Annotated in this window: 17 protein-coding genes and 1 tRNA gene; 11 read left to right on the top strand and 7 right to left on the bottom strand. The window is 55.4% G+C overall.

Translation table 11 applies throughout. From position 1 onward, the window contains the following. Positions 1-28: 28 nt before the first annotated feature. From Pla52nx_RS12155 to Pla52nx_RS12140, 4 genes are all read right to left on the bottom strand, one after another. Positions 29-2,047, bottom strand: coding sequence for a hypothetical protein (locus Pla52nx_RS12155; RefSeq protein WP_146520103.1), 2,019 nt, complete (start codon positions 2,045-2,047; stop codon positions 29-31). Between the two features lie 63 nt (positions 2,048-2,110). Further along, entirely contained in the window at positions 2,111-3,148 is a 1,038-nt protein-coding gene (locus tag Pla52nx_RS12150) for a hypothetical protein (RefSeq protein WP_146520104.1), read from the bottom strand. A 4-nt stretch (positions 3,149-3,152) separates the two neighbouring features. After that, the gene (locus Pla52nx_RS12145; RefSeq protein ID WP_261344247.1) at positions 3,153-4,019 is read right to left on the bottom strand and encodes an AAA family ATPase; all 867 of its coding nucleotides are present in this window, start codon (positions 4,017-4,019) and stop codon (positions 3,153-3,155) included. A gap of 52 nt (positions 4,020-4,071) precedes the next feature. Further along, positions 4,072-5,922, bottom strand: coding sequence for a toll/interleukin-1 receptor domain-containing protein (locus Pla52nx_RS12140; RefSeq protein WP_146520106.1), 1,851 nt, complete (start codon positions 5,920-5,922; stop codon positions 4,072-4,074). A gap of 359 nt (positions 5,923-6,281) precedes the next feature. Here Pla52nx_RS12140 and Pla52nx_RS12135 point away from each other — a divergent pair, with 359 nt between their 5' ends. After that, on the top strand, positions 6,282-6,479 hold the full coding sequence (locus tag Pla52nx_RS12135) for a hypothetical protein (RefSeq protein ID WP_146520107.1): 198 nt from the start codon (positions 6,282-6,284) through the stop codon (positions 6,477-6,479). Positions 6,480-6,666: 187 nt separating this feature from the next. Continuing rightward, positions 6,667-6,831 (top strand): hypothetical protein, encoded by a 165-nt coding sequence (locus tag Pla52nx_RS12130; protein ID WP_197454589.1) that lies wholly within the window; start codon positions 6,667-6,669, stop codon positions 6,829-6,831. 79 nt (positions 6,832-6,910) lie between these two features. Here the strand turns inward: Pla52nx_RS12130 and Pla52nx_RS12125 are convergent, their stop codons facing one another. Together Pla52nx_RS12125 and Pla52nx_RS12120 are read right to left on the bottom strand one after the other, a co-directional pair. Continuing rightward, a complete protein-coding gene (locus Pla52nx_RS12125; protein WP_146520108.1) occupies positions 6,911-8,011 on the bottom strand; it encodes a dipeptidase in 1,101 nt (366 codons plus the stop codon). Next, a complete protein-coding gene (locus tag Pla52nx_RS12120; protein WP_197454590.1) occupies positions 8,008-9,357 on the bottom strand; it encodes an MFS transporter in 1,350 nt (449 codons plus the stop codon). Before Pla52nx_RS12120 ends, Pla52nx_RS12125 begins: the two co-directional genes overlap by 4 nt. 366 nt (positions 9,358-9,723) lie before the next feature. On the opposite strand from Pla52nx_RS12120, the gene Pla52nx_RS12115 reads away from it, so the two are divergent. The 8 genes from Pla52nx_RS12115 (at position 9,724) to Pla52nx_RS12080 (ending at position 25,939) form a co-directional block, all read left to right on the top strand. After that, a complete protein-coding gene (locus Pla52nx_RS12115; protein ID WP_231742022.1) occupies positions 9,724-13,464 on the top strand; it encodes a mechanosensitive ion channel domain-containing protein in 3,741 nt (1,246 codons plus the stop codon). Positions 13,465-13,700: 236 nt separating this feature from the next. After that, positions 13,701-14,942 (top strand): protein phosphatase 2C domain-containing protein, encoded by a 1,242-nt coding sequence (locus Pla52nx_RS12110; RefSeq protein ID WP_146520111.1) that lies wholly within the window; start codon positions 13,701-13,703, stop codon positions 14,940-14,942. Between the two features lie 211 nt (positions 14,943-15,153). Next, entirely contained in the window at positions 15,154-18,147 is a 2,994-nt protein-coding gene (locus Pla52nx_RS12105) for an AsmA-like C-terminal region-containing protein (RefSeq protein ID WP_197454592.1), read from the top strand. Between the two features lie 479 nt (positions 18,148-18,626). Further along, entirely contained in the window at positions 18,627-19,784 is a 1,158-nt protein-coding gene (locus Pla52nx_RS12100; RefSeq protein WP_146520113.1) for a polysaccharide biosynthesis/export family protein, read from the top strand. 104 nt (positions 19,785-19,888) lie between these two features. Beyond that, the gene (locus tag Pla52nx_RS12095) at positions 19,889-21,202 is read left to right on the top strand and encodes a hemolysin family protein (RefSeq protein WP_146520114.1); all 1,314 of its coding nucleotides are present in this window, start codon (positions 19,889-19,891) and stop codon (positions 21,200-21,202) included. A 726-nt stretch (positions 21,203-21,928) separates the two neighbouring features. Beyond that, positions 21,929-23,038, top strand: coding sequence for a carboxypeptidase-like regulatory domain-containing protein (locus tag Pla52nx_RS12090; protein WP_146520115.1), 1,110 nt, complete (start codon positions 21,929-21,931; stop codon positions 23,036-23,038). 182 nt (positions 23,039-23,220) lie between these two features. Next, the gene (locus Pla52nx_RS12085) at positions 23,221-24,354 is read left to right on the top strand and encodes a hypothetical protein (RefSeq protein WP_146520116.1); all 1,134 of its coding nucleotides are present in this window, start codon (positions 23,221-23,223) and stop codon (positions 24,352-24,354) included. 145 nt (positions 24,355-24,499) lie between these two features. Further along, positions 24,500-25,939 (top strand): aldehyde dehydrogenase family protein, encoded by a 1,440-nt coding sequence (locus tag Pla52nx_RS12080; protein WP_146520117.1) that lies wholly within the window; start codon positions 24,500-24,502, stop codon positions 25,937-25,939. 266 nt (positions 25,940-26,205) lie between these two features. Here Pla52nx_RS12080 and nusB read toward each other — a convergent pair whose 3' ends face one another. Continuing rightward, on the bottom strand, positions 26,206-26,652 hold the full coding sequence (nusB, locus tag Pla52nx_RS12075; RefSeq protein ID WP_146520118.1) for a transcription antitermination factor NusB: 447 nt from the start codon (positions 26,650-26,652) through the stop codon (positions 26,206-26,208). Between the two features lie 244 nt (positions 26,653-26,896). Between nusB and Pla52nx_RS12070 the strand changes: the two genes are divergently transcribed. Further along, positions 26,897-26,969: transfer RNA gene (locus Pla52nx_RS12070), tRNA-Ala, on the top strand. Positions 26,970-26,984: the final 15 nt, after the last annotated feature.

Raw genomic sequence — 26,984 nt, 5'->3', positions numbered from 1 at the left:
GAAAACCTCAGTATTCTCTGAGTCCCCGTCATTGCACAACCACATTGTTCACGATCAAAAGCCAGAGTTTCCTTTGCACGCGAGCAACCTGTGCTCTTATGCGCACCTTCGGTGACAATACCATGTTCTGACATCCGTCAGTCCTCGCCCAGAACGCCGATTGGGAGATCCGAGGTAAGGGATCGAGTAATACCATGTACTCACCATTATTCAATCGACGATCGACGATTCCGAACAAAGTCTCATTTGGATGCAGCTCGTCGATAAATGGCGCTCCCGCCGCTCGCAAGCTGACCAAGTACCTACTTCGTGCCACTTCAGCAACACGGAGAACGCGCACAGATACTTGCTGGCCGACCGTCAGCAAAATGGGGTCCTCGGCCCGAATCGGTGGACTGAATTCGTATTTCGGCAACCACAATTCCTGACCGTGGGGCGCTTCCAGAACAACACCATCCTGCTGAATGGAGACAATGGTCGCGGGAATAACCGTATTGAATCGCAACGCGGTGCGTTGCGGCTCCCAGTCTTGCCCATCGCGAAGGCGTCGGAGTCTAAATTGCCAGCAGTTGCCGACGATTCCGCTCGCAAAAATTTCCATTTTTTCGCCAATGGGAGGAACCCAGTGACCGTCTTGCTCACGCACCGCATTCGGGAATCGTAAATGTCCGGGACGATGCGAATGGTAAATTCCGCCAATCAAACAGCGTGGGTCGACGAACACATGGGCGCTTTTCCGTTGGTATGGTGGCCGTTGTTTGCCATGCTTGAACATTGTTGCCTGAAAAGTATCACCGGGCTGGACATTCTTTGGAATTTTATTGACCGGAACATGTAAAAGCGAACTTCGCTCAACAGAATTCAGGTTTCGAGGATAGACCTTGGGAACAACGCCAATCCATCGCTTATCAGGATAAACGCGATTCACAACCACGGTGAGTTCGTCGTCGACAACCAACTCATGTTCAGGAGAAACCATGAACGCGGTCGCATCCATTTCTGGTAGCCGTACCACGTAACCAGCTTCGAGTGATCGAACAACGACAGCCTTTAAACGGATCCTCTTGTTCATAGCCAGCTTTGCTTTAATGATAGCCGTGGAAGCCGCATGCTTCGCGGGGCAATTTCCTCCTGACAATGCCCTCATGGTAAATGTCTGACTACCTAGGTTTTCTAAGGTAATCTCGCCGTCTCCGCACTCGACCTGCGTGACCTGACCTCGCTCGAGAAAAACGCGCTGACTGCGGGAGTTGGGTACCTCATTCTCTCTTATCGACACGACCAGCGGTTGCGTATCGATCAACACAACACCAACTGTGCGGCTTGAAGAGGGAGGTCCAAATTCAATCCTTCCTTTCGTTCGGTTGACACCTACGATCGTCGTGGGAAGAAACTCAGACATCAGTGCGATCACGTTATCTGGTGAAATTGTGTCGGGGATTCGGACCGAGTCCATTAAATGCCCTTTCTCATCGCATAGCTGACGCAAAAACCAGGCCATTTGCCCTTGGACGCACTCGCTTGGCAGTCTCCGACTTGCAGCAGAAATCCAACCGAGCACGCCCGTTCTCCCCTCACTAAGGGCAGTAAGAAGAATGTCGCGCAATTGCCTCTCGATAAACTCTTGATACTCAGTCGATGGCATGAGCAAATAGTTCCAGGCGATCTCCGCCTCGATCTGCAATAGTGGCGAGACGTCAACAAACCAACGCTCCAGTGACTGCCGGAGCGACACAACCTCATTGCGTACGCTGTCTCCGGATGTTTGAATGAAAGCCTGGAGCCTGTACATCGCTTGAATTCGAAAACTACTTTCAAGCGACACACCATCGACCGCGTTCCCTTCTACCATCGTGGACCAACACAGTTGTGATTCCAGATAGCACGGATATTTCGGGTCGAGTGCCTTTCGACAGGACCGAACGGCGGAGAAAGGAATGAAGGGCCATGCGGAAAGAACACAAGCGAGCCGAACTGCCTCTGGTTCGACATTGACTTGATCTTCAATGAGATCTGAAACGTTCAACTTGCAAAGTGCAGGGAGCATTGGGATAAGCTCAATAGTGGCAGATTAATACCAAAGACGGTGGCAATCAACTTTCGAAACGAGCTACTTACGATACGAGACCCAAGCTCGACCCATACTGGGCAGCTTGGCTGGCAGCCGATCTCCCACCCATACGATCGTGACGGTATGTTGATGGTACATCGAGTTCAACAGTTCTTTCCATCGGGCCAAGTTCTGTTGGTCCGCTGCATCGCCTCCCGCGAGAATAATAAACCAAGTAGGATGCTCGCACGCGAGAAATGGTCGGTAAGTCCAGGGAGGCCCTGTCCCGCAGAACCATTCGGAGTCTCGCTGTTGAATCTTCATCGTTCTGTCAATGTGCGGAATGCCGATGGACTGCATCGACTTAAGCAGTTTCTTAATGTCTGCCGAATGGACTCGCCTTGCCAAATCACGCTCCACGAGTAGCTGAACAGAATCCAGGCGTTTGGCTTGTCTTCTAGCGCGAGGTAGCCTCTCGATAGCCTCGGCGCGGGCAATCTTGTCGGCGCATGCTCGCAAGTCCAAGCCTGCGAGAATGTCTCGCCTGGGACCACTGTCAAACACCCTTCGTGCAACCCGCCAAGCCTCTGCATCAGGAGTTGTCTTCGGTTTCAACACATGTTGCACTCGATTTTCGATCGTACTGTAATCGTACTTGGGTTGGTCCGCCCTATCCTGATCGCTTCGTTTGTCGAACGGCAACAAATAGGAAACCATTGATCGTTCAACGTTGGACGGAAGACGCGTGGCTGCTCCCGGACGACGCTTAGACGGGAGCTCATTCTGCCACGGAATCCACCCAGACTTTAGGATCTCCTTTGCAATCCGTGCTTCGTCTTGATCTGGTTGCTTGTCCTCTTCTGCAGCATCCTCATCGCCTTCAAGAATTTCCGGCGCGATTGCCTCCATGAGGACTTCATCGATGGATTCACCGTCTGTTTGGACATCAGTGGTGGAGAGCTCGTCTTCAACGCCGTCTGCACGTTCGGTCCGCTGCACCCCTATCAGCCCAAGCGCTGTATCAATATCAGAGATGGATGATCCAGCGAGCAAAATACGTGCGGCATCGGCAAATGGAGCCGGATGAGGACGCTTCATCTCTCTAGCCCTCCTCTGATTCACGCAACAAGACTAAACCCTCGATGGTTTTCCAGTTCGGACTATCCAGCTCAATATCGCTCTGCACGAGGACTTGCATGAGGTCAAGAAACTCAGCTGTGCTGACCGGCGAGTCACGTGTCGATCCCAATGAACCGTCGCAAGCCAGGGCATCAGCAAGAGAAGTGAGTTTCTCTCGATTCTCGCTCTGCAAAACCCAATCTGGCCAATGCCTGGAAGCTATTTCAATGAGCTCACTCGCTGTGGGGAAGCTGACTTGAAGCCGCACACATCGGCGCGTCAGAGCAGGCGGAAGCTCCCGCTCTTCATTGCTTGTCATGATGACCAATACGATTGTGTCACTATCTGCCTTGATTGCTTCGCTGCCCAATGCTGGCACATCAAATTGCATTGAGCCGATGGCCACAAGCAAGGAGTTCGCAAAACCAGAATCGGCCTTGTCGATCTCGTCAATGAGTACCAGTGTCCCCTGCTTGTCTGGCTGCATGTCCTCTGGCTTGGGCTGAAACGCACGCCACAGCACACCTTGGTCGATGTAATCTCCGATATCGCCGACTTGCTTTCCTAGCTGAGAATCATTGAGGCGTTTCAAATAATCGATTTTCCAGAGCAAGTCGCTTGCTTCCGCTGTTTCGGTGACCGTGTAGGTGAGTAATCGGAAATTCAAATTTCTCGCGACATAAGGTGCTAAGCTTGATTTACCACACCCTGGCGGGCCGACCATCAGCAATGGCCTACCCGTGACAATCGCCACTTTCAACGCTAAACGCGTGCGAACATCGTGTCGATAGAAATTGCCATCGCGGCTGTCGCCAATTCGCACTCCCTCCGATGGCTCCCCATCCTTCATATCGTCGACCAACTCCAAGAGTCGGCTCAGTACTTCACCGTCCTTCATTGCGTTATCTCTCCTCGTTAGCAAGTCTTTTGCACTTCTTGATGTAGTGTCGCACGACACTCTCTTGATCTTTCTCCATGTGTCCGATAGCGATTTTCATGGACGGTCGAAATTTCCACGCGTTATTTTCTTGATCAGATACAAGCACGAACGTGATGCCCGGAAACCGTGATTGCAGAGTAGAAATCAATCGTTTGAGTTGGTCATTCCGCAATGAACGAGAATCAAGCACCGCAAACACGGTAGCATGATCCTGTTGTAGCTGTCTTTCGACGAACTCTGGTGAATCATCCACTTCGTAGTCGAGAAACTCACGTAAAACAGCATCGTGCCTCTCTATCAACTCATCAACAGCATTCTCTCCCGCCACCGCTTCGAGTTCCACGTTCGGATAACGGACCGCGCCGGCAGAAGCACGCATCGTCGCGTGGGCAGCCCACTCCAGCTGAGAAAGCCGTACTCCACACATGCGACTTCCTTTGGGAAGCATCGAGCTTCTCAAAATTTCGCGTCCCGCGTCGAGGTCTACCCACAACGGTATGACACGCTTCACAAGATGCCTGGATCCATTGGGCCCCACGGGCTGTTCCGCAAAATGTGCGGACACTTCTCGCAGAAAATCATAAGCGGAAATAAGATCAGTATCGATTAGAGACGCTGCCAGGAGACGCCTTTTGTCCGAGGTCTCAGTCCAGCAACTCTTGGGTATCTTAAGCTGTTCTGCTAGAACTGGGAGGAACGAGTCGCCGACCATGCTGAGAATTTCCTTGACATCATTCGCCCATTTTGTCGCCGGATCCGATGCAACACGAAATGCTCTGTCTGCCAAATGCTGCACGAGTTTTGTTTTCGTGTTGACAACAATTTTGTCCCAAGACTTCGGTTGCCTCTTTGATTTGCAGAAACTGGGAACAGAGTCGTTTAGAAACTCAAGCGTCGATTCGGAGATTTCAGCTTGACTGATTCCGTCAACGGGAATGGTGACCAGCGGCATACCCAAAGCTGCTCGCCACCCCAAAATCGAAGCCTCCCGATGAAAGGCCATGGAAGTGATTCCGGAGCGTTCCATCAACAGTATTGCCGCCTGACACATTAGCAAGTCGATCTTCACTGCCTCTGGAAGTTCAGAGGAACCATCCGTTAATTCGTGGACAACAATCTGGCCAGGAAGGCAATCCCCAAGTTGCCGGATCAGCTCAAGCTTTCTTGAGTGTTGTTGACTATCGCTCGTTTCGCTATCAGCTATAGAAGCCAGTGAGCTAGATTTGCAATGCGCGACGACAACGAGTTCCGATCCTTGCGAAAGGCCAAGACGCGGTTTGCTGACAGCGTCGATTGCAGGCAAACTTGAAGAAACAATCTCAGTAAACCGGTCGCCGATCTCATGATCGTTGCCAGCACTGTGCGCATGAAGAGTAGCCAACGATTGCATATCGGGCGGATAAGCCTTTGCGGCAGCGTCTCCGCTTAGGAAAGTAGCCCCAGGTGCCAAGAACGGGATGACCACAACATCGTTGTTCTCTAGGCCATAAACGATCTCTTTACGAACCCAGTCGTCTGGATCGTCCAGCCGACGTCGGTGGAATTCGTCCTTTGCACTCAGCCAGTCCTTTCCAATGACTGCGATGATCACGGCCGCGCGATCCAACTCCGCCATCAATCGATCGGCAAATGCTTGTCCCGGTTCGATCTCCGCAGGTGCGAGGAAGACGCAGTTAATCCCAAACCTGTCCACCAAGGTCTTCCAGAGCAGACCAGCTAATGCACTCGCATCGCTCGCTCGATATGAGATAAAGATTGAGTCGCGAGTTCGCTTTTCCCCCGACACCGTGGCTGCAAGGTGAGTGTTTACCATCTTTTAATCCGCCCTCTCAAAGGGAGTATTGTCACGTGGTCTCTGCTCTGTCAACATAGCGACTAAACTTCAGCCCGGCTCTCACGCGATCAGAAACGAATCGTTCGAGCGTGCCATGGTGAACGCGATAACGATAAAAGAGACAACGTCAGTCAGTGATTGTAGCCATTGGAATGATCCTCGTATTTGAACACCCCACATTTTTGCTGATGCGGTGACAGTTATTTTCGCTCGCCAGTCTTCTGCCGTACGTGAACAGCAATTGACGATGATAACGTCACCATTCGTTCATTAAGCATCGGCTGGGGATCAATTGCCCTGCCCTTTTGTCTAGGTCACGCAGAGCGATGATTGCAAACGTGAATCGGCGACACCAAGACGACGAGAACAACAACCTGATCAACTGGTTGGAATTGCAATCCAGAGCATCGGCTCAGCCCAGAGAACTGGCAGGGTTCAAGAGGTGGTTATCCGTCTGTATTACGTTTCAATTTCCCACTCTGGGCTGTGTCGGATTGGCCCATGCGTCTCTGACGACACAGGGAAAACTGCTGTGAAAGATTGAGGCAATGTCTGCTGCAAAGTTTCCACGGATTTCAAGAATCGTCTCAAGGTTTGTAGGCCGGCAATGGTGTCCAATTCCGTCGGGCTTTGCTCGCGGCTACTTGCCGCCAGCGAGATAAGTAACATTGATCTCGTTGCTCGCGTCCAGCACTTTTCGCGGAAAATACGACAGATCCGAGAGTGATGACCGTTCTCGGAATGCTCTCGTTCACATCCGGCAGCACCGAGCAGCGTTCTGCGGATCTCGTCATGCAGAGCATGACCTACCGGATCTCAGTCGCGGATGCGACGGCAGCATTAAGCATGGGGCGTGAGCCCCATGACATGCAACATAACCGCGTCTGAAAAGCCGCGAAGCGGCGACAGATACGGCACGGCATCCCTCACAATCTGTCGCCGCTTCCGCGGCCAATGATGTGTCGCACTACGGTGCCGATCGTCCATTGCCCCACGCGTTCCGGACGACCCTTAGGAAATTGCCGTGGAAGATGGCGGCGATGTCCGGCTCACTGTAGCCTCGCTGCTTGAGGATCGCCTCAAGGTTTTGTAGGTCTGCGATCGTGTCCAAGTCCGTCGGGCTTTGCTCGCGGCCGAAACCGCCGTCCAGGTCGCTGCCGATCCCACAGTGTCGCGTGTTGCCTGCGATTTGGCAGACGTGATCGATGTGATCGGCAAGATGCTCCAGTCGAACGCCCAAACTCTGTGCGGTCGACTCTCCACGCACAAATCCCGGAACCACCATCCAGACGTCCAGGACAGCCCCCATCACTCCGCCACGCTGAATCAATGCGCGAATCTGCTCGTCGGTGAACTGACGAGGATCATCGACCAGGGCACGGCAGTTCTGATGGCTTGCCCAAACGACGCCCTGAAAGCATTCCAACACGTCCCAAAAACAGGCGTCGTTGAGATGGGTCACGTCCATGATCAAACCCAACTCGTCCATCTTGGCGACCAAGTCGCGTCCGGCGGCAGGCAACCCGCCAGCCGAATCATGCCCCATGCTGTATCGACCGATCCCGTAATGTGACGGTCCCAACGCGCGTAGTCCGTACTCCCATGCTGTCTCCAGGTGATCGAGCGTGACGATCGAATCAGCACCTTCCAAGCTGAGAATGTAGCCCACCGGTTCTTCGCTGGCCGCCGCCGCGATCGGATCGGACCAACGGGCCAATTGCGTCTCCAGTTCGGCCAAGTTGGTGATTTGCGTCATTTCACCCAGACATTCCATCTCGCGATACCACGCCAACTGGCCCTGAGTCATCGCCCACGCTTGCGAGGGCGATTCCCAGTTGGCGACGAAAGAACGCGGTTTCATGCAACCGCCGATTTGCGTAGCGACACACAATCCGATGCCACCTCGCCTCATGTCGGGCAATGCGACCGTGCCCGCCGCGTGACCTTTTTGACGCTCCGGCAGCTTCGCTTCTTCTTCTCGAATCCTGTGCGCCGACAATCGCAGATCGCGATTCCACTCCAACGCGTTCATGCTCAGGTCCAAGTGAGCGTCAAAGAGCAAATTCATTCATGAATCTCGTTTGTTGTTTCCAGTTGACGAATCTGTTTGGTCGCGTCGGTACCGATCACCGCGATCGATGCCAGAACATACATTCCCGCGCAGGTGAAGAAGACAAGTGCGACACCGTTTCCATTCACCTCACCCAGTTTCATCAATCGCGGAACGGCCATCGAACTGGCGGCAGCACCAAAATTACCCCACATGTTGCCCCAGCCGAACACGGCCGCCGTATTCCGCCCCCCGACGTCTTGCATGAACGCCCACACGGTCGGGTTGCCGATGTCGGTCATCAAGGATACCGCAGCACAACAAGCAACGATGATCCACACCGAATCAAACGTCGCGCAGCCGACGTAAGCAAAGCCGGCAATCAAGCACGTTAGGCTCAGCGGTGCGATGCGTCCCCAGCGATGTCCCAAAGTGGCGACGGCACGATTGCCCAACCATCCACCGATCAGTTGTCCCGGAATCGCGATCGCCAGAACTCCCGTGACCATCAATGAGCCAAGGAACGGTTCCACTCCCTTTTCTTCTTTCAAAAACGTCGGCAGCCAAGTGATCAAGAAGGCCCAGCCGAACACGAGGCAAAACTGTGCCAGTGCGTTCAGCCACAGAGAGCGACTGATCAAAATCGCTCCCATCATCGGCAGAATGTCTCGAAGAGGCGCGCGTATTTCACCTGCCGTCGCGTCGCCGATCGCTGCCAACTCATCAGCACTGACACCAGGATGCTCCGATGGACGATCGCGAATGGTCCACCAGTACGCTGCCGCGACGATGATTCCTGCGACGCAGTACAGCAACAGTACCGATCGCCAACTGCCCAACGAAAGCACGAGCGCTGTCGTCAAGAAAGGAGCCAAAGTGCCACCCAATCGTCCTCCGATCGACACGAACGAACTGGCCATCGCGCGTGAGCGCACGTGAAACCAGTTTCGAATCACGCCACTGCTGGTCGGATAGGCACCGGCTTGCACCATACCGAAGGCCAGCCGGGCAACAAGTAGCATGGAAAGTGTTCCAGCCAAACCCGAAATGCCAGTCAGCAGTGACCAGCCCAAGATATAGAGGGTCAGCATGACGCGGCCGCCGAAGCGATCGCTCGCCCAACCGGCTGGAACTTGAAACAACGCATAGGCAAAGAAAAATGCTCCCAGCACGTCTCCAATCTGCTCTTTGGACGCGCCACGGAAATCCGAAAGAAACGAATCGCTCTTGACGATTTCGCCCAAACAGACTCGATCCAGGTACAGCATGAACGCCATCAAAACGCTGACAGCAATCACCCTCGCACGTATGTGACTTGATCGCGGGGACGCATCTGCAACGGGTGATTGGTACGCGTCGTTCATCAAGGCTCTAGTGTCGCAGAAATGAATGGAGGTTCTTGGGAAGCTGCGTCCGTAGGGCATGCTAACCCGACAAAACCCTGAAATAGACACAGCCCTCCAATAAACAGGCAGGATTTCCCATCCCAAGGTGATCGAGATTGTACCCGCCCGCTTTGCTTGCATGCGAATCGCACCTTTGCCGTCCGCCGAATCCATTTCATTGTGCAAAATGAAGGCACTTTGACCGCTCATTGCGGTTCCATTTGACGGACATTTGCCGAGTCACCCGTATCCGCATTGCCTTTGCCGGCGACCGCTCTGTAGTCTTGCATCAGGAACAAGGAGTCAATGGAAATCCGCAAACGAGGCAGGAGGCCTCAATTGAATATGGAGAAGCTGGCGAGCCAAACGACGAATTGCATCATCGCTTGGATTCTGCTCCTGCCGACCGTTGGCGTTGCGCAAACGCTGGAGGGCCCCTACATCCAACGAAACCCATTCAACGCGAGTCCTGGCGCCCCAGCAGCAGTGGTGAACAACGACGCGGGCACCCCCGTTGTTGCGCAGCAAGCGCCCCTGCAGCCCGAACCTATCGCTCCTCAGCACAACGATCCGACCAACGCGCCCGCTAATCTTGCTGCCAGCGCGCCGGCAAGCCTTCTCGCAGACGTCATTGCGAAGCCTGACGCGGCTGCGACGTCCCCACCGATCAATCCCGTGACCACATCGCCGGCGATCTCGGCTGAGCAGATCGAGAGTTCGCTGGCGGAGCTGGAACAAAGCTCGAACCTGACACCGGAAAACAAGACCTTAGCGATCGAGAACTACAAAGCCGCCATTAAGAATCTGCAAACGGCGGCCGACAGCGAAGCGAGATTGAAGGTTCTGACCGAGGAATCGGTCACCGTGCAACAAAGGGCGGAACAGCTCAAGCAACAACGCTTGGAGATCAACGAGAAACGTGCGGCTGTCGAGCAAGGACTCACGCTTCAGGAGCTGGAACAACGACTGCCGGCCGCTGAACTGCAACTCTCGGCCCAGAAAAAAGCACGTCAGGACGCCGAGTCGGAGCTGCAAGCCAGATCGCCTCGGCGAAAAGAGATTCGGACCAGAATGGCTACGATCTTGGAGAAGGTGATCGACGCCAAGACTCAACTGCGAGCCCTTGAGTCCGCTGAGTCCAACCCGGTCAATGCGTCGATGTCCGCTCGACTGCTGACCCGCCGATCGTCTCTCGAAAAAGAACTGCCGGCGTTGGAAGCCGAGCTGGCAAAGTATGACGCAGAAGAATCCGCCGATCTGATTCGCCTGAAGACCGATCTCGCCGCAGCCAACGTCGCATTTACCGAAAAGTACATCACGCTGCTGCGTGAACAGATTCACTCCGCACGCGAAGCCGCCGCGGAAGAATCCGTTCGGATGGCGCGATGGGAAGTGATCGGGGCCGCGCCGGCCCTGAAGGTGTACGCGGAGGAGAATCAAGAACTTGCCGAGAAAACCAAGGCACTCACCGAGTCGCTCGCGTCGACACAGGCGGAACTCAATTCGGCAAGCGAACTGCATGAAAAACTGATGCGACAGTTCTCTCAAACGCGAAAGAAAGTCGATTCGGTCGGCTTGTCCAGCAGCGTTGGCGCTTTGTTGCGAAAACAACGCACGACGCTGCCCGATGTCGCAAAGCGGCGGATCGCGGTCGCCGATCGACAAAAATTGCTCAATGACACCCAGTACCAATCCTTTGAATACGAGGAGTCCTATCAGGAACTCGGTCAAATGGATGACGTGATTCAGGAAATCATTCACCAATCACAACCTTTGGTGGGGCACGATCCGGTGGTCTTCGAATCCGCTGCACGTGACCTGATGGCCAGAAAACGGGAGTACTTGGAGTCGTTGATTCGCAGCAACGGTCAGTACTTTGACATGCTGATCGAACTGGACACGACCGAGCAACAAGTCATCAAGCTAGCCGCAGAGTACGAAAACTACATCGATGAACGCGTGTTGTGGATTCGTAGTGGTACACCGCTCTCGGCCGGCATCGCATTCCAAGCGTCCGACACTTGGATGCTGAAACCGGCCATGTGGATGAACGTTGCACGGCATTTGGCAGCCGACGCGATCGACCACTTTTTCACTTGGCTGGTCTGCTTATCGACAGTTGTTCTGTTGCTCGTTCGCGGTCGATCGCAACGTCGCCAGATCGAATCCATTGGCGTGACGGCGACAAAAGTCAACTGCAAAGCGATCGGACCGACTTGGCGAGCGATGTTCCTGACGACGGTTGTTTCTGCCGCATGGCCGCTGCTGTGTGTCTTCATCGGTTGGCGATTGAGCATCAACGCGGGCGATTCAGAGTTTTGCTTGGCCGTCAGTCAAGGTTTCTGGGCGGTGGGCGTGTTGTGGGTCGCGTTCGAGTGGATGCGACAAGCGTGTCGAACCAAAGGACTTGCCGACGCTCACTTCCGTTGGCCGACGGCGGTCACTCGCACGCTACGACGCGAGATCCATGTGCTGACCTACCTTGCACTGCCGATCATCTTTGTCACTGCAATCCTATCTTCCAGTGACGGAATCCACGAACGTGGCGACATGCAACGTTTGATGTTCATCCTCGGGATGGGCTTGGCATGCTACACAACCTATCGTTTGCTGAGACCACACGGACTGCTACGAGAATACTTGGCCGGTCACGCAGGCGGATGGATCGATCGCGTGAAATACTTGATACCATTTGTCGGGATGAGCGTCCCGCTTTCCCTGGGCGTGCTCGCTGCAAACGGTTACTACTTCACCGCTCAAACACTTTTCTGGCGACTATTCGCCACCGCCTTGTTTGTCGCTTCGATGATCGTACTGCGTGCGGTGTTCTTTCGCATGCTGATGCTGCGTCGACGCTACTTGAGTATTGAGCAAGCCAAGATGCGGGCCAGTGGAGCGAGCGGCGCTGGTGAAGGAGTGACTCCGACGCAAGCCGTTGCGGGGATCGTGACGGGCGATGCGCAAGCAGACATCTCTGCCCATAGCATGCAGTCCCAACGCCTCGTCAGTACCGGAATGTTGGCCGTCGCGTTGGTTGGGCTGTGGATGATTTGGGTCCAAGTCTTACCGGCGTTGAGCATGCTGGACCATTTTCCACTGTGGGGACAATCATCAGCCGCTCAAGTCGCCTCTTCGGATTCGCCGTCATTGATGACGCCGATGAACCCGACCGGCGAATCGGCAGAACCGACACAGGCAAACACGGACGCCCCGCTGAGCGATCCGGTCACCCTATCGGACCTGGCCCTAGCCATCTTGATCGCGGTCGTCACCTTTGTGCTGTTTCGCAACGGCCCGGGTTTGCTGGAAATCTCCCTTCTGCAACAACTGCCCGTCGACGCATCGGTTCGCTACGCGATCACGACATTGGTCAGCTATGCGATTGTATTGATCGGAATCATCGCTGCTTGCTCCACCATCGGATTGCAGTGGTCTCAGATTCAATGGCTGGCGACCGCGTTGACTTTCGGTTTGGCGTTCGGCCTGCAAGAAATGTTCGCCAACTTCGTTGCCGGCCTGATCATCTTGCTCGAGCGCCCGATCCGCGTCGGCGACATTGTGACGGTGGACGACGTGACAGGTGTGGTCTCTCGCATTCGTATCCGAGCGACATCGATCACGAATTGGGATCGAAAGGAATACGTGGTTCCCAACAAGGAGTTCATCACTGGACGTTTGCTCAACTGGACCCTGTCCGACAAAGTGAACCGGGTCGTGATCGAAGTCGGCTTGGCGTACGGCTCAGACACCGAGACCGCGCGTGAACTGTTGCTGCAGGCCGCAGATAATCACCCGATGGTACTCAAAGATCCTGCTCCGGTAGCGACCTTCGAAGGCTTCGGCGACAACTCGCTGAACCTAGTGCTGCGATCGTTCCTGCCATCTCTGGAAAACCGCCTCCAAGTCATCCATGAACTGCACACCACGATTGATCAGGCGTTTCGCAAAGCGGGGCTGGAGATCGCATTTCCGCAACGCGATCTGCACATCCGCACAGTGCCCAACAGCGTGGGAATCGCATTGGATCCCGAAAGCATATTGGGGCTTCCGCTCGGACGCGATGCAGAGAATCGCGATGCGGCGTGAGGCAGAAGAAATCTACATCGAACTCACGAGGCGAACAGGCCTTGACAATGTTTCTCGCTCCAGGGGCTCGTCACCTCATCCACTACGGCTAGGACGGATTTACCTGCCCCGCCCGCCAAGACCGAAACCTTGCCAAATGTAAAACGTGGTACACTGAATTGATTGTCTCAAAAAGGGGCAGCCCCGATCGCCAACGCCGGCATGACGCTCGCGATTTCTATTTCATCGAGTTCGCTATGAAAACCATCGCATCCGCCATCAGCGATCGAGGACTCAAACGCGAAGGAAACGAAGATCAGTATTTGATCGACGAGTCGCTCGGGCTGTACCTCGTTTGCGACGGGATGGGCGGCCACGCAGCGGGCGAAATCGCCGCTGAACGAGCGATCGCGTTTGCCGCAGAATACATTTCAGACAATAGCGATGCGATCGAAAGTGCGAGCCAGTCGCCCGAGGGTTTTTATCGAGTGTTGAAGATTGCGGAAGAGGCGGTTCAAAACGCCAGCCAAGAACTTCACTTGCTCTCCAAGTCGAACATCGAGTTCGCCGGTATGGGCACGACGATGACGCTGCTGTTGATCGTGGAGAACAAAGCAGTCATGGCTCACGTCGGAGACTCTCGCCTGTACTTGATGCGTGACGGCGACATCCACCAACTCAGTGTCGACCACACGCTGGCCAATGAGATGTATCTTTCGGGCGGCATGACTCGCGAAGAAGCTCAGGCGAGTCGCTACCAGCACGTGCTGACCCGCAGTATCGGTGCGCACGAATTCGTTCCCGTGGATACGCTGCTATTTGACTTGATCCCCGGCGACCGTTTTCTCTTGTGCTCCGACGGACTGAGCAACTACTTTTCCGACACGGCGGTGGTCGCTTCACTGCTGTCCGAACCCGAGATCATTTCCCATCCCGGTTTGCTGGTCGATTTCGCAAACCACTCCGGGGGGTCAGACAACATCACGGCCGTTTTGGTCGACACCCAGCCGGACACCAGTGACCCTCCAGAGTCCAACACGAATACCAAAGCCAAGCTGCAATGTTTGGGAAACACATTTCTGGGCAGTCGGTTGTCTGTCCGGCGGCTGATTCATTTGCTATCCATCGCGACGACGATCCATTGCAACGCGGGCAAAGAGATCCTGTCGCGGGGTGAAAAGAGCCGCGGACTAATCGTGGTACTGAAAGGTCGATTTCGCGTCGATGACGACGACATCATTGAATCAGAATTGACAGAGGGTGATAGTTTCGGCGCCAGTTCGCTCGTGATGCCAGTCGAATCCGAAACGATTCTGACCGCACTGGAACCCTCACAGGTGTTGTTGATTGATCGCAGAAAATTTCATTCGTTGACGCGACGTCTGCCTCGCCTGGGAAACGCATTGCTTCGCAACCTCGCCAGGCACCTCAGCGAACAGCTCGCCATGCGTGGTCGTGGCCGATCCTTCAACATGGACGACACCGGACCATTGCCCTGAGTGATCATCGACAATCGAAAAACAGATGCGCAACTCCACCAATCCCAACCGACATGCTGTTCCTCATCACCTCACCGTGGCGGGCAGGCTCGTCGCGGGCAGGTTGCTTAGGAACGCTTCATCAATAGATGTCATAGTGGGTTTCGGCAGAAATCTCATGCGAAAGGAATTCTGGCGATTCCCAATACCAGTTGCGCTAATAAATGAATCCTTGTTGCTGAGAATTGGTTTGATCAGCTTGCTGTTCTGCACGACTCTGATCGTCAAGGCCCACGGCGACCAACCTGTTCTTCTCGCTCAAGCTCCGCAGGCACCACAGGCGAATCCACAGGCGAATCCCGCTGCCCCAGAGCGTTACTGGACGACCCAATGGTCCTTCTCGGACATTGATGTCGGCAAACTTGCCAGCCGACTCTCGGCCATCGGCATCGACCTCGGCTTGCAAGTCAATGGCAACGTTTCCGTCGCTTTCGACGTTGGTATTCCCATCACGTCGCTTCGTGACGGTGCAAAGTATCGCCTCGATGGAAAAATCTCCAGCAAGTCGCTCGTTGTCGATGACGTTCGCTTTCAAGATTTCTCCGCATTGATCCAGTACCGCGATGGCGTGGCCAAACTCGAATCGTTGCGATCGATCGTTGACCGGCCCGGTGAAACCAACGCGGACCAGGTAGCTGGCAGGATCCAAGGCAGCGGAAGCCTTGAGCTTGTTCCGCGAAAGGATGCAACCGCAAAACTACGCGTCAGCGACATTGCGATTGCTCCCATCGTGGATTTGGTGTCACGCTTCATCGACCCAAATGAACCTCTGCCCATCCAAGGTGGCTTGTTGTCGGGCGACGTCTCGTTCTCCGTTGCGATCGATCAGCTCAGCGACGTAGCGTCCTATGAATTGTCTGGAAACCTGACGGCCAACGACATCCAGTACCAGAATTTGCCAACCGCATCTGGCAAGCTATCGGATGTCACCATTTCCGGTGGCAGGCTTTCTGTTCCAAGCTTTACCGTCACAGCAACGGACGGCGGAGACACTCGTTCGCCCGTCCGCTTGATGGGAAATCTTGATCTACCATTGAAAGGAGGTGGAGCGTTTCGCATTCAAATCGCTGGCGATGACTTGCCGACCGAGACCGTGCTGGCCATCGTCCAACCGTCGAGTTCGTCACCCAGTATTGTCGCCGGAAAGCTGGACCTGCGGGCCACTGCGACCGGGGATGTGGCGACAACGGTTTCCGAATCGAAATGGAATGTTCAAGCATCGCTGGCCTCTCCCAGCATCTCGGTCGGTGGGGTCGATGTAGGAGTTCTGGAGCACGACCTTCGGCTGACACCACAGCGGTTGACGATCACGCCTCGACAAGCAACCGGAACACTGCCTGCCGACATGCGGCTGCAATCCCTCGACTGCGAATTTGATCTAACAGATGAGCAGTTGGTGCTTCAACAAGTCGACGCGGCGATCTTCGGTGGACAGTTCCAGGGGAATGCAACCGTGCCGTTGCAGACAGATCAGCGTTTTGCGGTGGATGCGACTTTTCAAAACATCCGACCAAGTGTCGATTTGCCGCTTGCCGGTGGTAAGACGACACGGCTCACGGGCAGCTTTTCTGGAGACGTGCAGTGGAACGTTGCCGCAGACGCGATCGCCAAACCGGTCGCTCACTCCGGGAATGCATCATTTACCGCCGATGAGATATTCGTCGGGTCACAATCGATCGGAAATTTCAAGGCAACACTGTCGGCCGATCAAGGTGCATTGTCGCTTGATGCATTCGGAAAACTATTCGACGGGCAATTTCGAGTGGAAACCGCATCGCAAATGGAGTCGGATGACAAGTGGTCCGACTTGGGTATGCGGATGAATCGACTGCAGTTGACGACTCAGGGGATCGCTATTGAATCCTTACTGAGCGTCATCGAATCAAAACCTGCAGCGACGACCGGGCGAGTCTCGGCTGATATTCGCGTGACCGGTTTTGATCACGATTCCAATAGTGTGCTTCCCATTTCACAGGTGGCGATCGTCGTACAGCTCAACAACATCTACCATCAAGAAGGTCTGCTGACGCGGAACGCGACCTTGCGATCCACGTACGACCGAGGAGTATTGACTATCGAATCGCTGTTGGCCGACTATGCTCAGGGAAACCTCAGAGTCTCCGGTCGTGTACGCGTGATCGACTCTCAGCAGAAATTTTCGCCGCAGCCGGAATTGACCGTTTCGGCAGCTCGCGTCGAACTGAGTCGCGCCCTTTCGATTCTGGGGCCGTTTGCGGCGGACTATCAAGGCCGCGTCAGTGGCTCCGTTACCGTCGCTGGTACCCTGGATGCGATACGGATTCGCGGCAATGTGCTGGGTCGCGACTTGAAACTCTACGCTCAGCCACTGGGAAATGCTCACAGCGGGTTCGCGGCGGAGATAAACACCCAGACCAGAGCGTGGCGACTGCGTTTTCCGTCGGTCGGTTCGAATGTCGGTGGAGGAGAGTTGCAGGGTGAACTGGCATTGTCTTCGGCCCGAAGGGCAACCGGGGGTATCGACATGGACAGCCGCTGGCAACTGCGCCGCGTTGATTTCGTCCGTTTGTCCGATCAGTTGGGACGGAGCATTTCGTTGGCGAAAGGAGAGTTGACAGGCGAAATCACCATTGGCGGCAAATCGATCTCGTCGATCGACGACATGGTCGGTCGGTTCCGCTTTCGACTCGGTGACACGCAAGGTTCCGCGATACCGGGATTGATCAGCGTCGGAAAATTTTTGGGACCGATCTCATTGGCCACCGAGACGTTTGATACAGGTCTGGCCGTTGGGATCATCGGTCAAGGGATTGTGACATTGGACGAATTCTGGATCGGGTCCGACACCGCATTGGTGCAAGCCGATGGCCGTGTGTACATGCGTAGCGGACGAATGGATTTGAATGCATTGATCGCCACCGGGGATTACCGCGACATCTCCGCAAACTTTGCCCAACTGGCACAACGCTACGCACTGCGTTCACTTCTGCCCACCTCGGCAATCCTGAGCGTTTCAGAGTTGCTGCGGGACAGAACGTTGGTGATTCGCGTGATGGGAACCGTGCAAAACCCACTGGTTCGACTGCAACCGGTCGAAACCTTTCGCGAGGAATCCGTCCGATTCATCTTGCGTGAAGGCCAACGACTGATCGTTGGTGCCGCTGCCGCGGACGCCTTTCAACGCTGACGCACTAGTGCGTCATCCGGTCTTGATTTTGGGGTTAGCCGTTTTGGCATTAGCCACGGTTGTGTCACGAAAACCGTGGCTAACGCCAAAACGGCTCATCTACCGAACCCACTTTCTAAGACTGGACGATGCACTAGGCGCGGATGATTCATGCGGATGATTGATTTTAGCGCAAGCAGATTCTTGACATTGAGTTGTGAAATCGTTGAGAAATGCAGATTGTTTTTCATAACCCGACGCGTAAGCGAGGGATTTACCGAGTATCCCTCGCTGACGCGTCGGGTTATGAAAAATCCGGGCTAGCGCACTCCGGCTGATGAAACATCCGCGCCTAACGCGTCGCGGCTCACCGTATCAACAAACCGATCGCTTCCGGTTGTACCGGTCATGACGGGCGTCGACATTGTGCAGTGAGTGTCATGCCTAGTGATCCGATTATTCCATGGGTAGAGATTCCACGGAGTAAGGGAAACGAGATCATGACGGGTGCTTGGGTGAGACGGATCGGGTGTTTGATGACTTTGGTCCTGTTTAGCGGATGCAGTTCGCTAGGATTGTCGCTGTATCCCGCCGGTGCAACGCTGACAACAGAAGCAGAGGATGTCCTCAACGCGTCACGGGTTCCTCATAGTATCGCCCGCGAGAACGCAAAGACGGTTTTGGCGCCACATACTTTGCAGCCCGGCGACGCGGTGTTGATCGAACCGCTTAGCTACGAGCAAGATCTTCGATTGCCCGCCGATCAAACCGTCATGGCTGATGGAACCATTGACCTGGGACCCTACGGCCGCGTTGTGGTGGCGGGCCGAGACCTGGAGCAAGCCGAATCGCTCATCGAACATCAAATCACATCGCAAATGCGAGTACAACGAGCCGCATGTCGCGAGTTGGCCGGTGACGAGTTTGACAAAGAAGACATCCTACCCGCAAATTGCGACTCCATCGCGGTGAATGTTCGACTACTCGAACCCGTGCATCGTTTTTATGTGCTCGGGGAAGTCAACAATCCCGGTGCCTATCCTTTGGCCGGATATGAAACCGTTCTCGACGCGATCGTCGCTGCGGGCGGATTGACCAGCAGTGCTGATCCCTGCCAGATCCTACTTTCTCGCCCCACGGATCCCTGTGAGTGCCGAGTCACTTTGCCGGTCTGCTATCGAGAGATTGTTCAGCTTGGCAACACCGCATCGAATTACCAGTTGCAACCGAACGATCGCGTTTTCATCGCGTCGCGATCTTGCATGGACGAGATCCTGTTTTGGAAAGCCGACAAGCCCTGTGCTCGCTGCTCGGGCTGCAATCAACCCTGTCGCAATCCTGAGAACGCGGGTTACAAACCGATGGCCATGATCGAGAACACCATGATCCCGCCCGGCAGCGTTGGCATGACATCGCCCCCGAAAGATACTGCGACCACGAGTCGTAGTCCGACGGCCCCGAGCGCGAATGAGCAATCGACCCCGGCAGTGCGCGACCCCGATTCCACCGAACGCAAAGAAATGCTGGGCGATTGGCTTCAATCGGGTCCCGGCACGATCCCTCCTGACGGCGGTTCTCCCCATAGCGATGCAGACGGCGAACTGGAGTTCAAACCATTCGCACCCGCACGCCCATCCGTTGAGGATGCAACCGAGTGAACGCTCGCCCCAGTGAAGCGTCGTTTCTGCTAGAATTCCTTTTCAGCAACCACGCTTAGCTGGGCAGCCCCACATTCTCACTTGCAACTCGCTCGGATTCGTACATGACGCTCATTTTTTTGGGCTTGGCATTTGGCTTGATCGTTCTCAACGGCTTCTTTGTCGCAGCCGAATTCTCGTTGGTCAAAGTAAGGATTTCGCGAATCGAGCAACTGGTTCGCGACGGAAAACTCTTCGCCGGCACAGCAAAATGGCTGGCCGTCCGGCTGGATGAATCTCTCTCGGCTTGCCAACTCGGCATCACCATGGCTTCACTAGCACTGGGCTGGGTCGGCGAACCGGCGTTCGCAAAACTGGTCGAACCCCTGCTCGGCTGGGTCGGAGTGACGGATGCGCGAGCGATTCACATCGTCGGATTTGCGATCGCGTTCACTGCGATCACAGGGTTGCATTTGGTCGCTGGAGAACAGTTCCCAAAAATCTTTGCGATCCGCCGCCCCGAACAGATGCTGCTGTGGTGTGCCGTTCCACTGAAGTTTTTCTACATCATCCTCTACCCGTTCCTCATCGTCCTGAATGTCGTCACAGCGTTTCTGCTACGCCTAGTGGGGATCCAAGGGTCGTCCGACCACAACAGCGTCAACACGGAAGAAGAAATCCGAGCCCTGTTGCGTGAGGCCCACATCCACGGCAATCTGAGCCGCAACGAACACTCACTGATCAACAACGTGTTCGAATTCGACGACATGATCGTTCGCCGCGTGATGCTGCCACGTGGGGAGGTCGCTTTCTTTGACATCAACGAACCGGTTTCAAAACTGCGAGATCTGGTACGACGCACGATGCACACTCGCTATCCGGTCTGCGATCGATCGCTCGACAAGGTGCTCGGTGTGGTGCACATCAAAGACCTGTTGCACGTTTCGCCAAACGACGAGCAATTCGATATTCGCTCCATCATGCGGCCGCCCAAGAAAGTGCCCGAGACCATGCCGATCAGTCGCGTGCTGAGGCATTTTCAGGCGACGCACCAACTGATGGCGTTTGTCATCGACGAATACGGAACCATCACCGGCATGGTGACCTTGGAAAACGTGCTGGAGAAAATCGTCGGCGAAGTGGACGACGAATTCGACAATGCAGAGCCGAACATCGTCCCCGAGGAACCGGGCTCATTCCTCGTCAGTGGCACGACCCCGATCGAAGACGCTCGCAATCGACTCAAGATTCCGTTGCTGGAGTCGGAGGAAGCCGACACCGTGAGCGGACTATTGATGGAGTATCGACAAAAGATCTTGGCGCAAGGTGACGTGATCCAATTGGATGGTGCAGTCGTCGAGGTTCTGGAGATGAAAAACGACAGCGCGACGAAACTACGATTCACGATCGGTGGCTCCAGCAGTCCAGCCGAACCGTAGGGCCGGATTATTCACGCGACTCACTGCAGTCTTTGAAACACGTTTGCACAAAACAGCTTGCGCGGATTGAGCAGAAAACGTTCTGCGCATACCAGCCGCCACGCGATAGCGTTCGGTTCTCATGCCTATACTCAGCAACCGGACGCTATCGAGAGCGTCCCGCTCAGAACGTGGTGGAATCACAGTATTTCGCGGGAAGTGGCATTCAATCCCAAACAGCTCAACCTATCCACGCGGATGACGCTACCAAACGCCGTGAGCCGCGACGCGTGAGCGGCCGGGTCTTGCACGTATCAAGCATCCATTTCAGTGCGTAAAACCCGTGGCCTGACGGCCCGCGGCTCAGGGCCAATGGCAACACCCAGCGTTTGACAACACAACCATGCCAACCGGGACGCTCTATCACGCTGCGGCTGATAAATAATCCGGACCATCAAGTGTGAAGATGGGGATGCCGTGGTTCGTCATGCACAGCATGACCTACGATCGACTGCCCAAATCGAGTAAACCGCACGATCCGAGGACGTTTTCCGCCAAATCGATCGATCGCGATCTTTCAACCCGGAAGATGGAGAAAATGTGTTTCTGATCGGCCAAAATTGGTTGCCGGTACCTAATTTGGCGGTAGTATGAATCAACTTGAGTGCGCCATTTGTGCGCAGATCCTTCATTTCACCACGTCACGCTTGAAGAACAGACTCCCGTGACAACCATCAGGCCAACGCCATGAAACGCTTTTCCTTGACGAGTGCCATCTTTGCAGCGTTATTCGGGCTCCTCGGCTTTGCCGTAGCGACACCTGCTTCAGCCGATGGCGAGATCAGACAATGGGTCGGTGCCAGTGGCGATGGAGTTGTAGAAGGTCGCATTTTGGTGCCCGTCAGCACCGGAGATGCAGAAGCCGTTCAGGGTGCCGAAGTCTTGCTGAGATCCGGCAATGGAACGGTCTACAAAGCCGAGTCACGAACCGATGAAACCGGTCGATTCCGTTTCATCCAAGTGCCAACGGGGGCTTACACAGTGATTTCTCGTGGCGACCGTTCGTTCTTGTGCGGCGTCTTGCATGTGGTGCCAGAAGACGTCGCCGGTGGCACGCTGTCGATCGACATTCCCGCCGCTCGACTGGATCGGACAACGATCAAGACGGCAGTGTTGCGTTACCTCGATCCGTCACGCGAACCACAAGACGTCCGCACCGACCTGCCGCCCGAAAGCATGACGTCCAGCGGCGCACCCATGCAAGTCGCTGTTTCGCAAGGTGGTTTGAGCGGTCGCCTGATGCGGGACGCATGGTCAGGTGCCGAAATGACCAATGTTTTCATTTTCAAAGACGGCGTCGAAGTCAGACGGACGGTTACCGAAATGGATGGAAAATTCCGCATTGATGAACTGGAGACGGGCGTTTACTCGCTCATCGGTGCCGGACCGCACGGTTTTTGTGCCGTCGGATTTGAATTGCTCGATCCGTTGGCCTTGAGCAGTGTTCAGATTGTCAGCGAGTCCCAGAAAGCATTCGTCGCTCTCGCCGACGAGGTGCCATCGGTCTTGTCGGTACAGTTAGCTCCTCCCGGTGCCGCCTCGATCCTGAGCGATGAGTCCGAAAGTGAAGAAGTCGCCACCTCCGATGCCGCTGCAACCGACGATCTTGGAGCCTACGGCCCGATGAGCGGCGGAGGCACTCCAGGCGGCGGTGGCGGATTTTCTGGCGGTGGCGGCGGCAGTGGTGATCTGGGTGCCCTGGCTGGCCTGGCGGGACTCGGTGCCGCGATCGCGGTGGTAACCGCCGACGATGATGGCGTCGTGACATCATCCCCCCCCAGCCCGATCGTTCCCTAATCCAAACGTAAAGCGTTTTCCCAAAAAAATCAGCACGAAGCCGCGTCCCAGAGGGCCGCGGCTTTTTTTCATGGCGTTGCCCTCTGGGGCTTGGCACCTCATCAGAATAAATTGGTTTCTGGCGAAGTACTCTCCGTCATCTCATTCCCACCCCATCACCACCCACCCAAAGTATCAGGCCCATGAGTTCTGCTGAGACCGAAATGAGCGCGGAAGTTGCCGCACGAGCGTCCGAAGCGCTCGATCGACTGAACGAGCACACTTTGAAAACGGTCCACTGGCATTTCAGCGAAGACACCGGCAGCCCGTTCTGGCTCACAAAGAAAGCCGAGCTGAATTTCGATCCGCTGACCGACGTCAAATCATTTGATGACCTGAAGAAGTTTCCCCATTTCGAAGACGAATGGTTGCGAGGTGGCCCGATCGATCGCTGGGTGCCCAAGGGACACGCTGGAAAGCCGGTTTATGTTTTCGAGACCGGTGGCACCACCGGCATTCCGAAAAGCCGCATGGTGATCGAAGACCATTGGAAGGACTACGAGCTATTCAGCGACACGCTGCCCGATGAGCACTTCCCCCGAGGCTCCAACTGGCTGATGCTCGGCCCCAGCGGTCCACGCCGACTACGTCTTGCGGTCGAACACTTGGCTCAACACCGCGGCGGCATCTGCTTCTGCATCGACTTGGACCCACGCTGGGTGGTCAAGTTGATCAAGAAAGGTTGGATGGAACACCTGGAGGAGTACAAGAAGCACTGTATCGATCAAGCCGTTACGGTCCTGACCGCCGACCACGACATCAAGTGCATGTTCGCAACGCCGAAGTTGCTGGAGGGACTTGGCCAAGCACTCGAGGATCGCGGAACGAGCTTACAGGAAATCGGCATCAAAGGCATCTTCTCCGGTGGCACCGAGTTTACACCGCAATGGACTCGGTTCTGTGTCGAGGAAATGCTCGGCGGTCCTGTCGAAGAAGGCGGCATCTACATGACACCGACCTACGGCAACACACTGATGGGACTCGCTTGCAGCAAGCCGGTCACCGCAGCGGACAACTACAAAATCAGCTACTACGCTCCTCAACCTCGTGCGGTCACGGAAGTCGTCCAGTTCGAGGACTACAATCAAGTCGTGGGCTACGGCGAAACGGGACGCGTCAAACTCTACACGCTGACCGACGAGTTCTTTGTCCCTGGTTTCATGGAACGCGACGAGGGAGAACGTGAAGCTCCCTTTGAGACCTATCCCTGGGATGGTGTCAGTGGAGTTCGCCCCTTCCATGAATTGGCCAGCGCCACAACGGTTGGCGTTTACTAGCCAACACGGATAAGTAACTGTCGCCCGAGAGTCTGCTTGGCGACCATCATCGAATCATGCCAGATCGCCGCATCGAACTTCACCGTTTCAGATCGCGATCCGGCTGATTCGCTTTCTCACTCTTTCATCCAATATCGATTTCACCATGATCACACTGCATCCTTTACGTTGGGGCAAGACGTACGAATCCATGGAAATGAACGACGTTGTTCATTTTGACACCGGAGAACCGATCGCGAAGTTTGGCATGGTCGGAGGTGGAATCGTCACGCGGGACTTGAAACAAGCGCACAAGGCTCGCGAAGCGCTGTTGAAGTACTCGACCGATGACCTGATCGGGATGTGCAAAGAAGCGGCAGTGTTGTTCGAGTCAGCCGATTTGACCGTCGGGGACTCCACCCAGTCGGTAGAGGACTTTGTTCACCAGCAGTCCGCCAGTACCGGTCTGCCCGAACACATGTGCCGTTCGAATCTCAAGAAAAACAGTTTCGTCCTGGCACACATGGACGAAATCCTGCAGTGCCTGACGCGGGGGTTGGACCTGTCGATTCTCAGTAAAGGCTTCGGCGAAGAAGGCCGCAATGTGATCGTCAGCTACCAATGCCAAACGCCAATCCTGGGTGCGATCCTGCCGAACAATTCGCCTGGAGTCCACACCCTGTGGCTGCCAGCGATCCCGTTGCAAGTCGGCTTGGCGCTCAAACCCGGGTCGCAGGAACCGTGGACTCCTTATCGAATGGTTTCCGCATTCATCCAAGCCGGAGTACCCGCGGAGGCGTTTGGTTTGTATCCCGGTGGTCACGACGCAGGCGGCGCGATCATGACCAGTTCGCCACGCAGTATGATCTTCGGCAGCGCACAGACGGTCGCCCAGCACGCCGGCAACCCGCGGGTGCAAGCTCACGGGCCGGGCTTCTCCAAGATTCTGATCGGGGACGACGTCGTTGATGACTGGGAAAACTACTTGGACGTGATGGTCGAAAGCGTGTTGAGCAACTCCGGTCGTAGCTGCATCAACTGCAGCGGGATTTGGGCAAGTCGTCACACACGTGAAATCGCGCAAGCCATCGCGGAGAAAATCGGTCCGGTCGATGTCAAACCGCCAGCGGACCCGGACGCAGCCCTCGCCGCGTTCACCGTCAAAGCCATGGCGACGGGCACGTACGCGATGGTGGAATCCGACTTGGCCGAATCGGGAGTCACTGACATGACCGCTCAGTTCGGCGAGAAATTGATCGAGCGAGAACACTGCGCGTATTTGCGTCCGATGGTCGTGCACGCCGATTCACCGGACCGCGCCGTTGCCGCCAAGGAATACATGTTCCCATTCGTCAGCGTGGTCGAATGCCCGCAAGCCGAAATGCTGCGTCGCATCGGTCCAACTTTGGTCGGAACCGTCCTGACATCGGACGCATCCTTCATCGATCAAGCCGGTCGATGTGTGGAGATCGACCGAGTCAACATCGGCCCGATTCCGACCAATCGTTTGAACTGGCTGCAGCCACACGAAGGCAACATCATCGACTTCCTATTCCGCTCGCGAGCCTATCAAATCGCCGACATGCCAGTCCCAGCGGGCGCCTGAACGTCAGATGCCCACGCTTGTGTAGCGGCGACAACCGGCTGAATGCAACGTCTGTTGAATCGGCGTCTCTCAGATAGCCTTTGTTAGGGCGGTTCGGCGTTGTCGCCGATGGGACCAATGTGACGAAGGGGACATAGGTGACCATGGCTCGTTTGTTGGCAAGCGAGCTGTTGGGTAGGTGAAGCCCACAAGCACCGTCTGACCAGGCTGGTGTTCCAGCTTCAGCCAGTCGTGCGCACACCGCACCCACTCACCTCAACATCGCCCTACTCCTCAGCCGTCGATTTCGCCGTCACAGGTAACTCTCCCGCTTCGGACTCCTTCAGCAAGCGGTCCAAAATCCCATTAACGAATCGCGTGCTGTCCTTGTTTCCGTAACGCTTGGCCAGCACGACCGCTTCATTCACAGCGACTCGCCCGGGCGTATCACTGAACAGGATTTCATAGACACCCAATCGCAACACGTTGCGATCCGTCACGGCCATCCGAGACAGAGACCAGCGAGCGGCGAGGCGGGAGAGATGTTGATCGATGACCTCACGGTGCTCCAACGTCCCCCACAGCAGCGACTCGGAAAACGTCGTCAGAGCATTCCGCCCTTGGAGCCGCGAGCGGATGAAGGCGCGCGTGGAGTCGGCGGAGCGTTGCCCATTCACGTCTGCTTCGTAAAGCAGTTGAAGGACGATTTCGCGGGCTCGACGGCGGGTGGACATGAGGTTAACTCGAATACCGGGACAGGTGAGCAAGTGGCCCACAACAACGACAATTCCCCATTCTAGGCTGCGAAGTGCAAAGCGCCGATTCCCCCGCCCGCCATGATCTTCCCAGCATTTCCGGCGTTGTCGGCGGCAGACGCCACGTTTCGCCCCTCCACGACTTGACGACCCGAACGACAACTTGCTAAATTCCCCGTCCTCGATGGCTGAGGCGTTGAAAGTCTCAGTTTTTGACCCACATGGGGGTATAGCTCAGTTGGGAGAGCGACGCGCTGGCAGCGCGTAGGTCGTCGGTTCAAGTCCGTCTACCTCCACTGGATTTTTTGAAA

Source organism: Stieleria varia (genome assembly GCF_038443385.1).
GTDB classification, from domain to species: Bacteria; Planctomycetota; Planctomycetia; order Pirellulales; family Pirellulaceae; genus Stieleria; species Stieleria varia.
This window is presented reverse-complemented; position numbering and strand designations above follow the sequence as displayed.

Excerpts from the sequence above, each read along its gene's own strand:
- nusB (WP_146520118.1), bottom strand. The coding sequence starts at position 26,652 with ATGTCCACCCGCCGTCGAGCCCGCGAAATCGTCCTTCAACTGCTTTAC.
- Pla52nx_RS12085 (WP_146520116.1), top strand. The coding sequence starts at position 23,221 with ATGAGTTCTGCTGAGACCGAAATGAGCGCGGAAGTTGCCGCACGAGCG.
- Pla52nx_RS12150 (WP_146520104.1), bottom strand. The coding sequence starts at position 3,148 with ATGAAGCGTCCTCATCCGGCTCCATTTGCCGATGCCGCACGTATTTTG.
- Pla52nx_RS12100 (WP_146520113.1), top strand. The coding sequence starts at position 18,627 with ATGACGGGTGCTTGGGTGAGACGGATCGGGTGTTTGATGACTTTGGTC.
- Pla52nx_RS12110 (WP_146520111.1), top strand. The coding sequence starts at position 13,701 with ATGAAAACCATCGCATCCGCCATCAGCGATCGAGGACTCAAACGCGAA.
- Pla52nx_RS12090 (WP_146520115.1), top strand. The coding sequence starts at position 21,929 with ATGAAACGCTTTTCCTTGACGAGTGCCATCTTTGCAGCGTTATTCGGG.
- Pla52nx_RS12145 (WP_261344247.1), bottom strand. The coding sequence starts at position 4,019 with ATGAAGGATGGGGAGCCATCGGAGGGAGTGCGAATTGGCGACAGCCGC.
- Pla52nx_RS12125 (WP_146520108.1), bottom strand. The coding sequence starts at position 8,011 with ATGAATTTGCTCTTTGACGCTCACTTGGACCTGAGCATGAACGCGTTG.
- Pla52nx_RS12115 (WP_231742022.1), top strand. The coding sequence starts at position 9,724 with ATGGAGAAGCTGGCGAGCCAAACGACGAATTGCATCATCGCTTGGATT.
- Pla52nx_RS12080 (WP_146520117.1), top strand. The coding sequence starts at position 24,500 with ATGATCACACTGCATCCTTTACGTTGGGGCAAGACGTACGAATCCATG.
- Pla52nx_RS12095 (WP_146520114.1), top strand. The coding sequence starts at position 19,889 with ATGACGCTCATTTTTTTGGGCTTGGCATTTGGCTTGATCGTTCTCAAC.
- Pla52nx_RS12120 (WP_197454590.1), bottom strand. The coding sequence starts at position 9,357 with ATGAACGACGCGTACCAATCACCCGTTGCAGATGCGTCCCCGCGATCA.
- Pla52nx_RS12140 (WP_146520106.1), bottom strand. The coding sequence starts at position 5,922 with ATGGTAAACACTCACCTTGCAGCCACGGTGTCGGGGGAAAAGCGAACT.
- Pla52nx_RS12155 (WP_146520103.1), bottom strand. The coding sequence starts at position 2,047 with ATGCTCCCTGCACTTTGCAAGTTGAACGTTTCAGATCTCATTGAAGAT.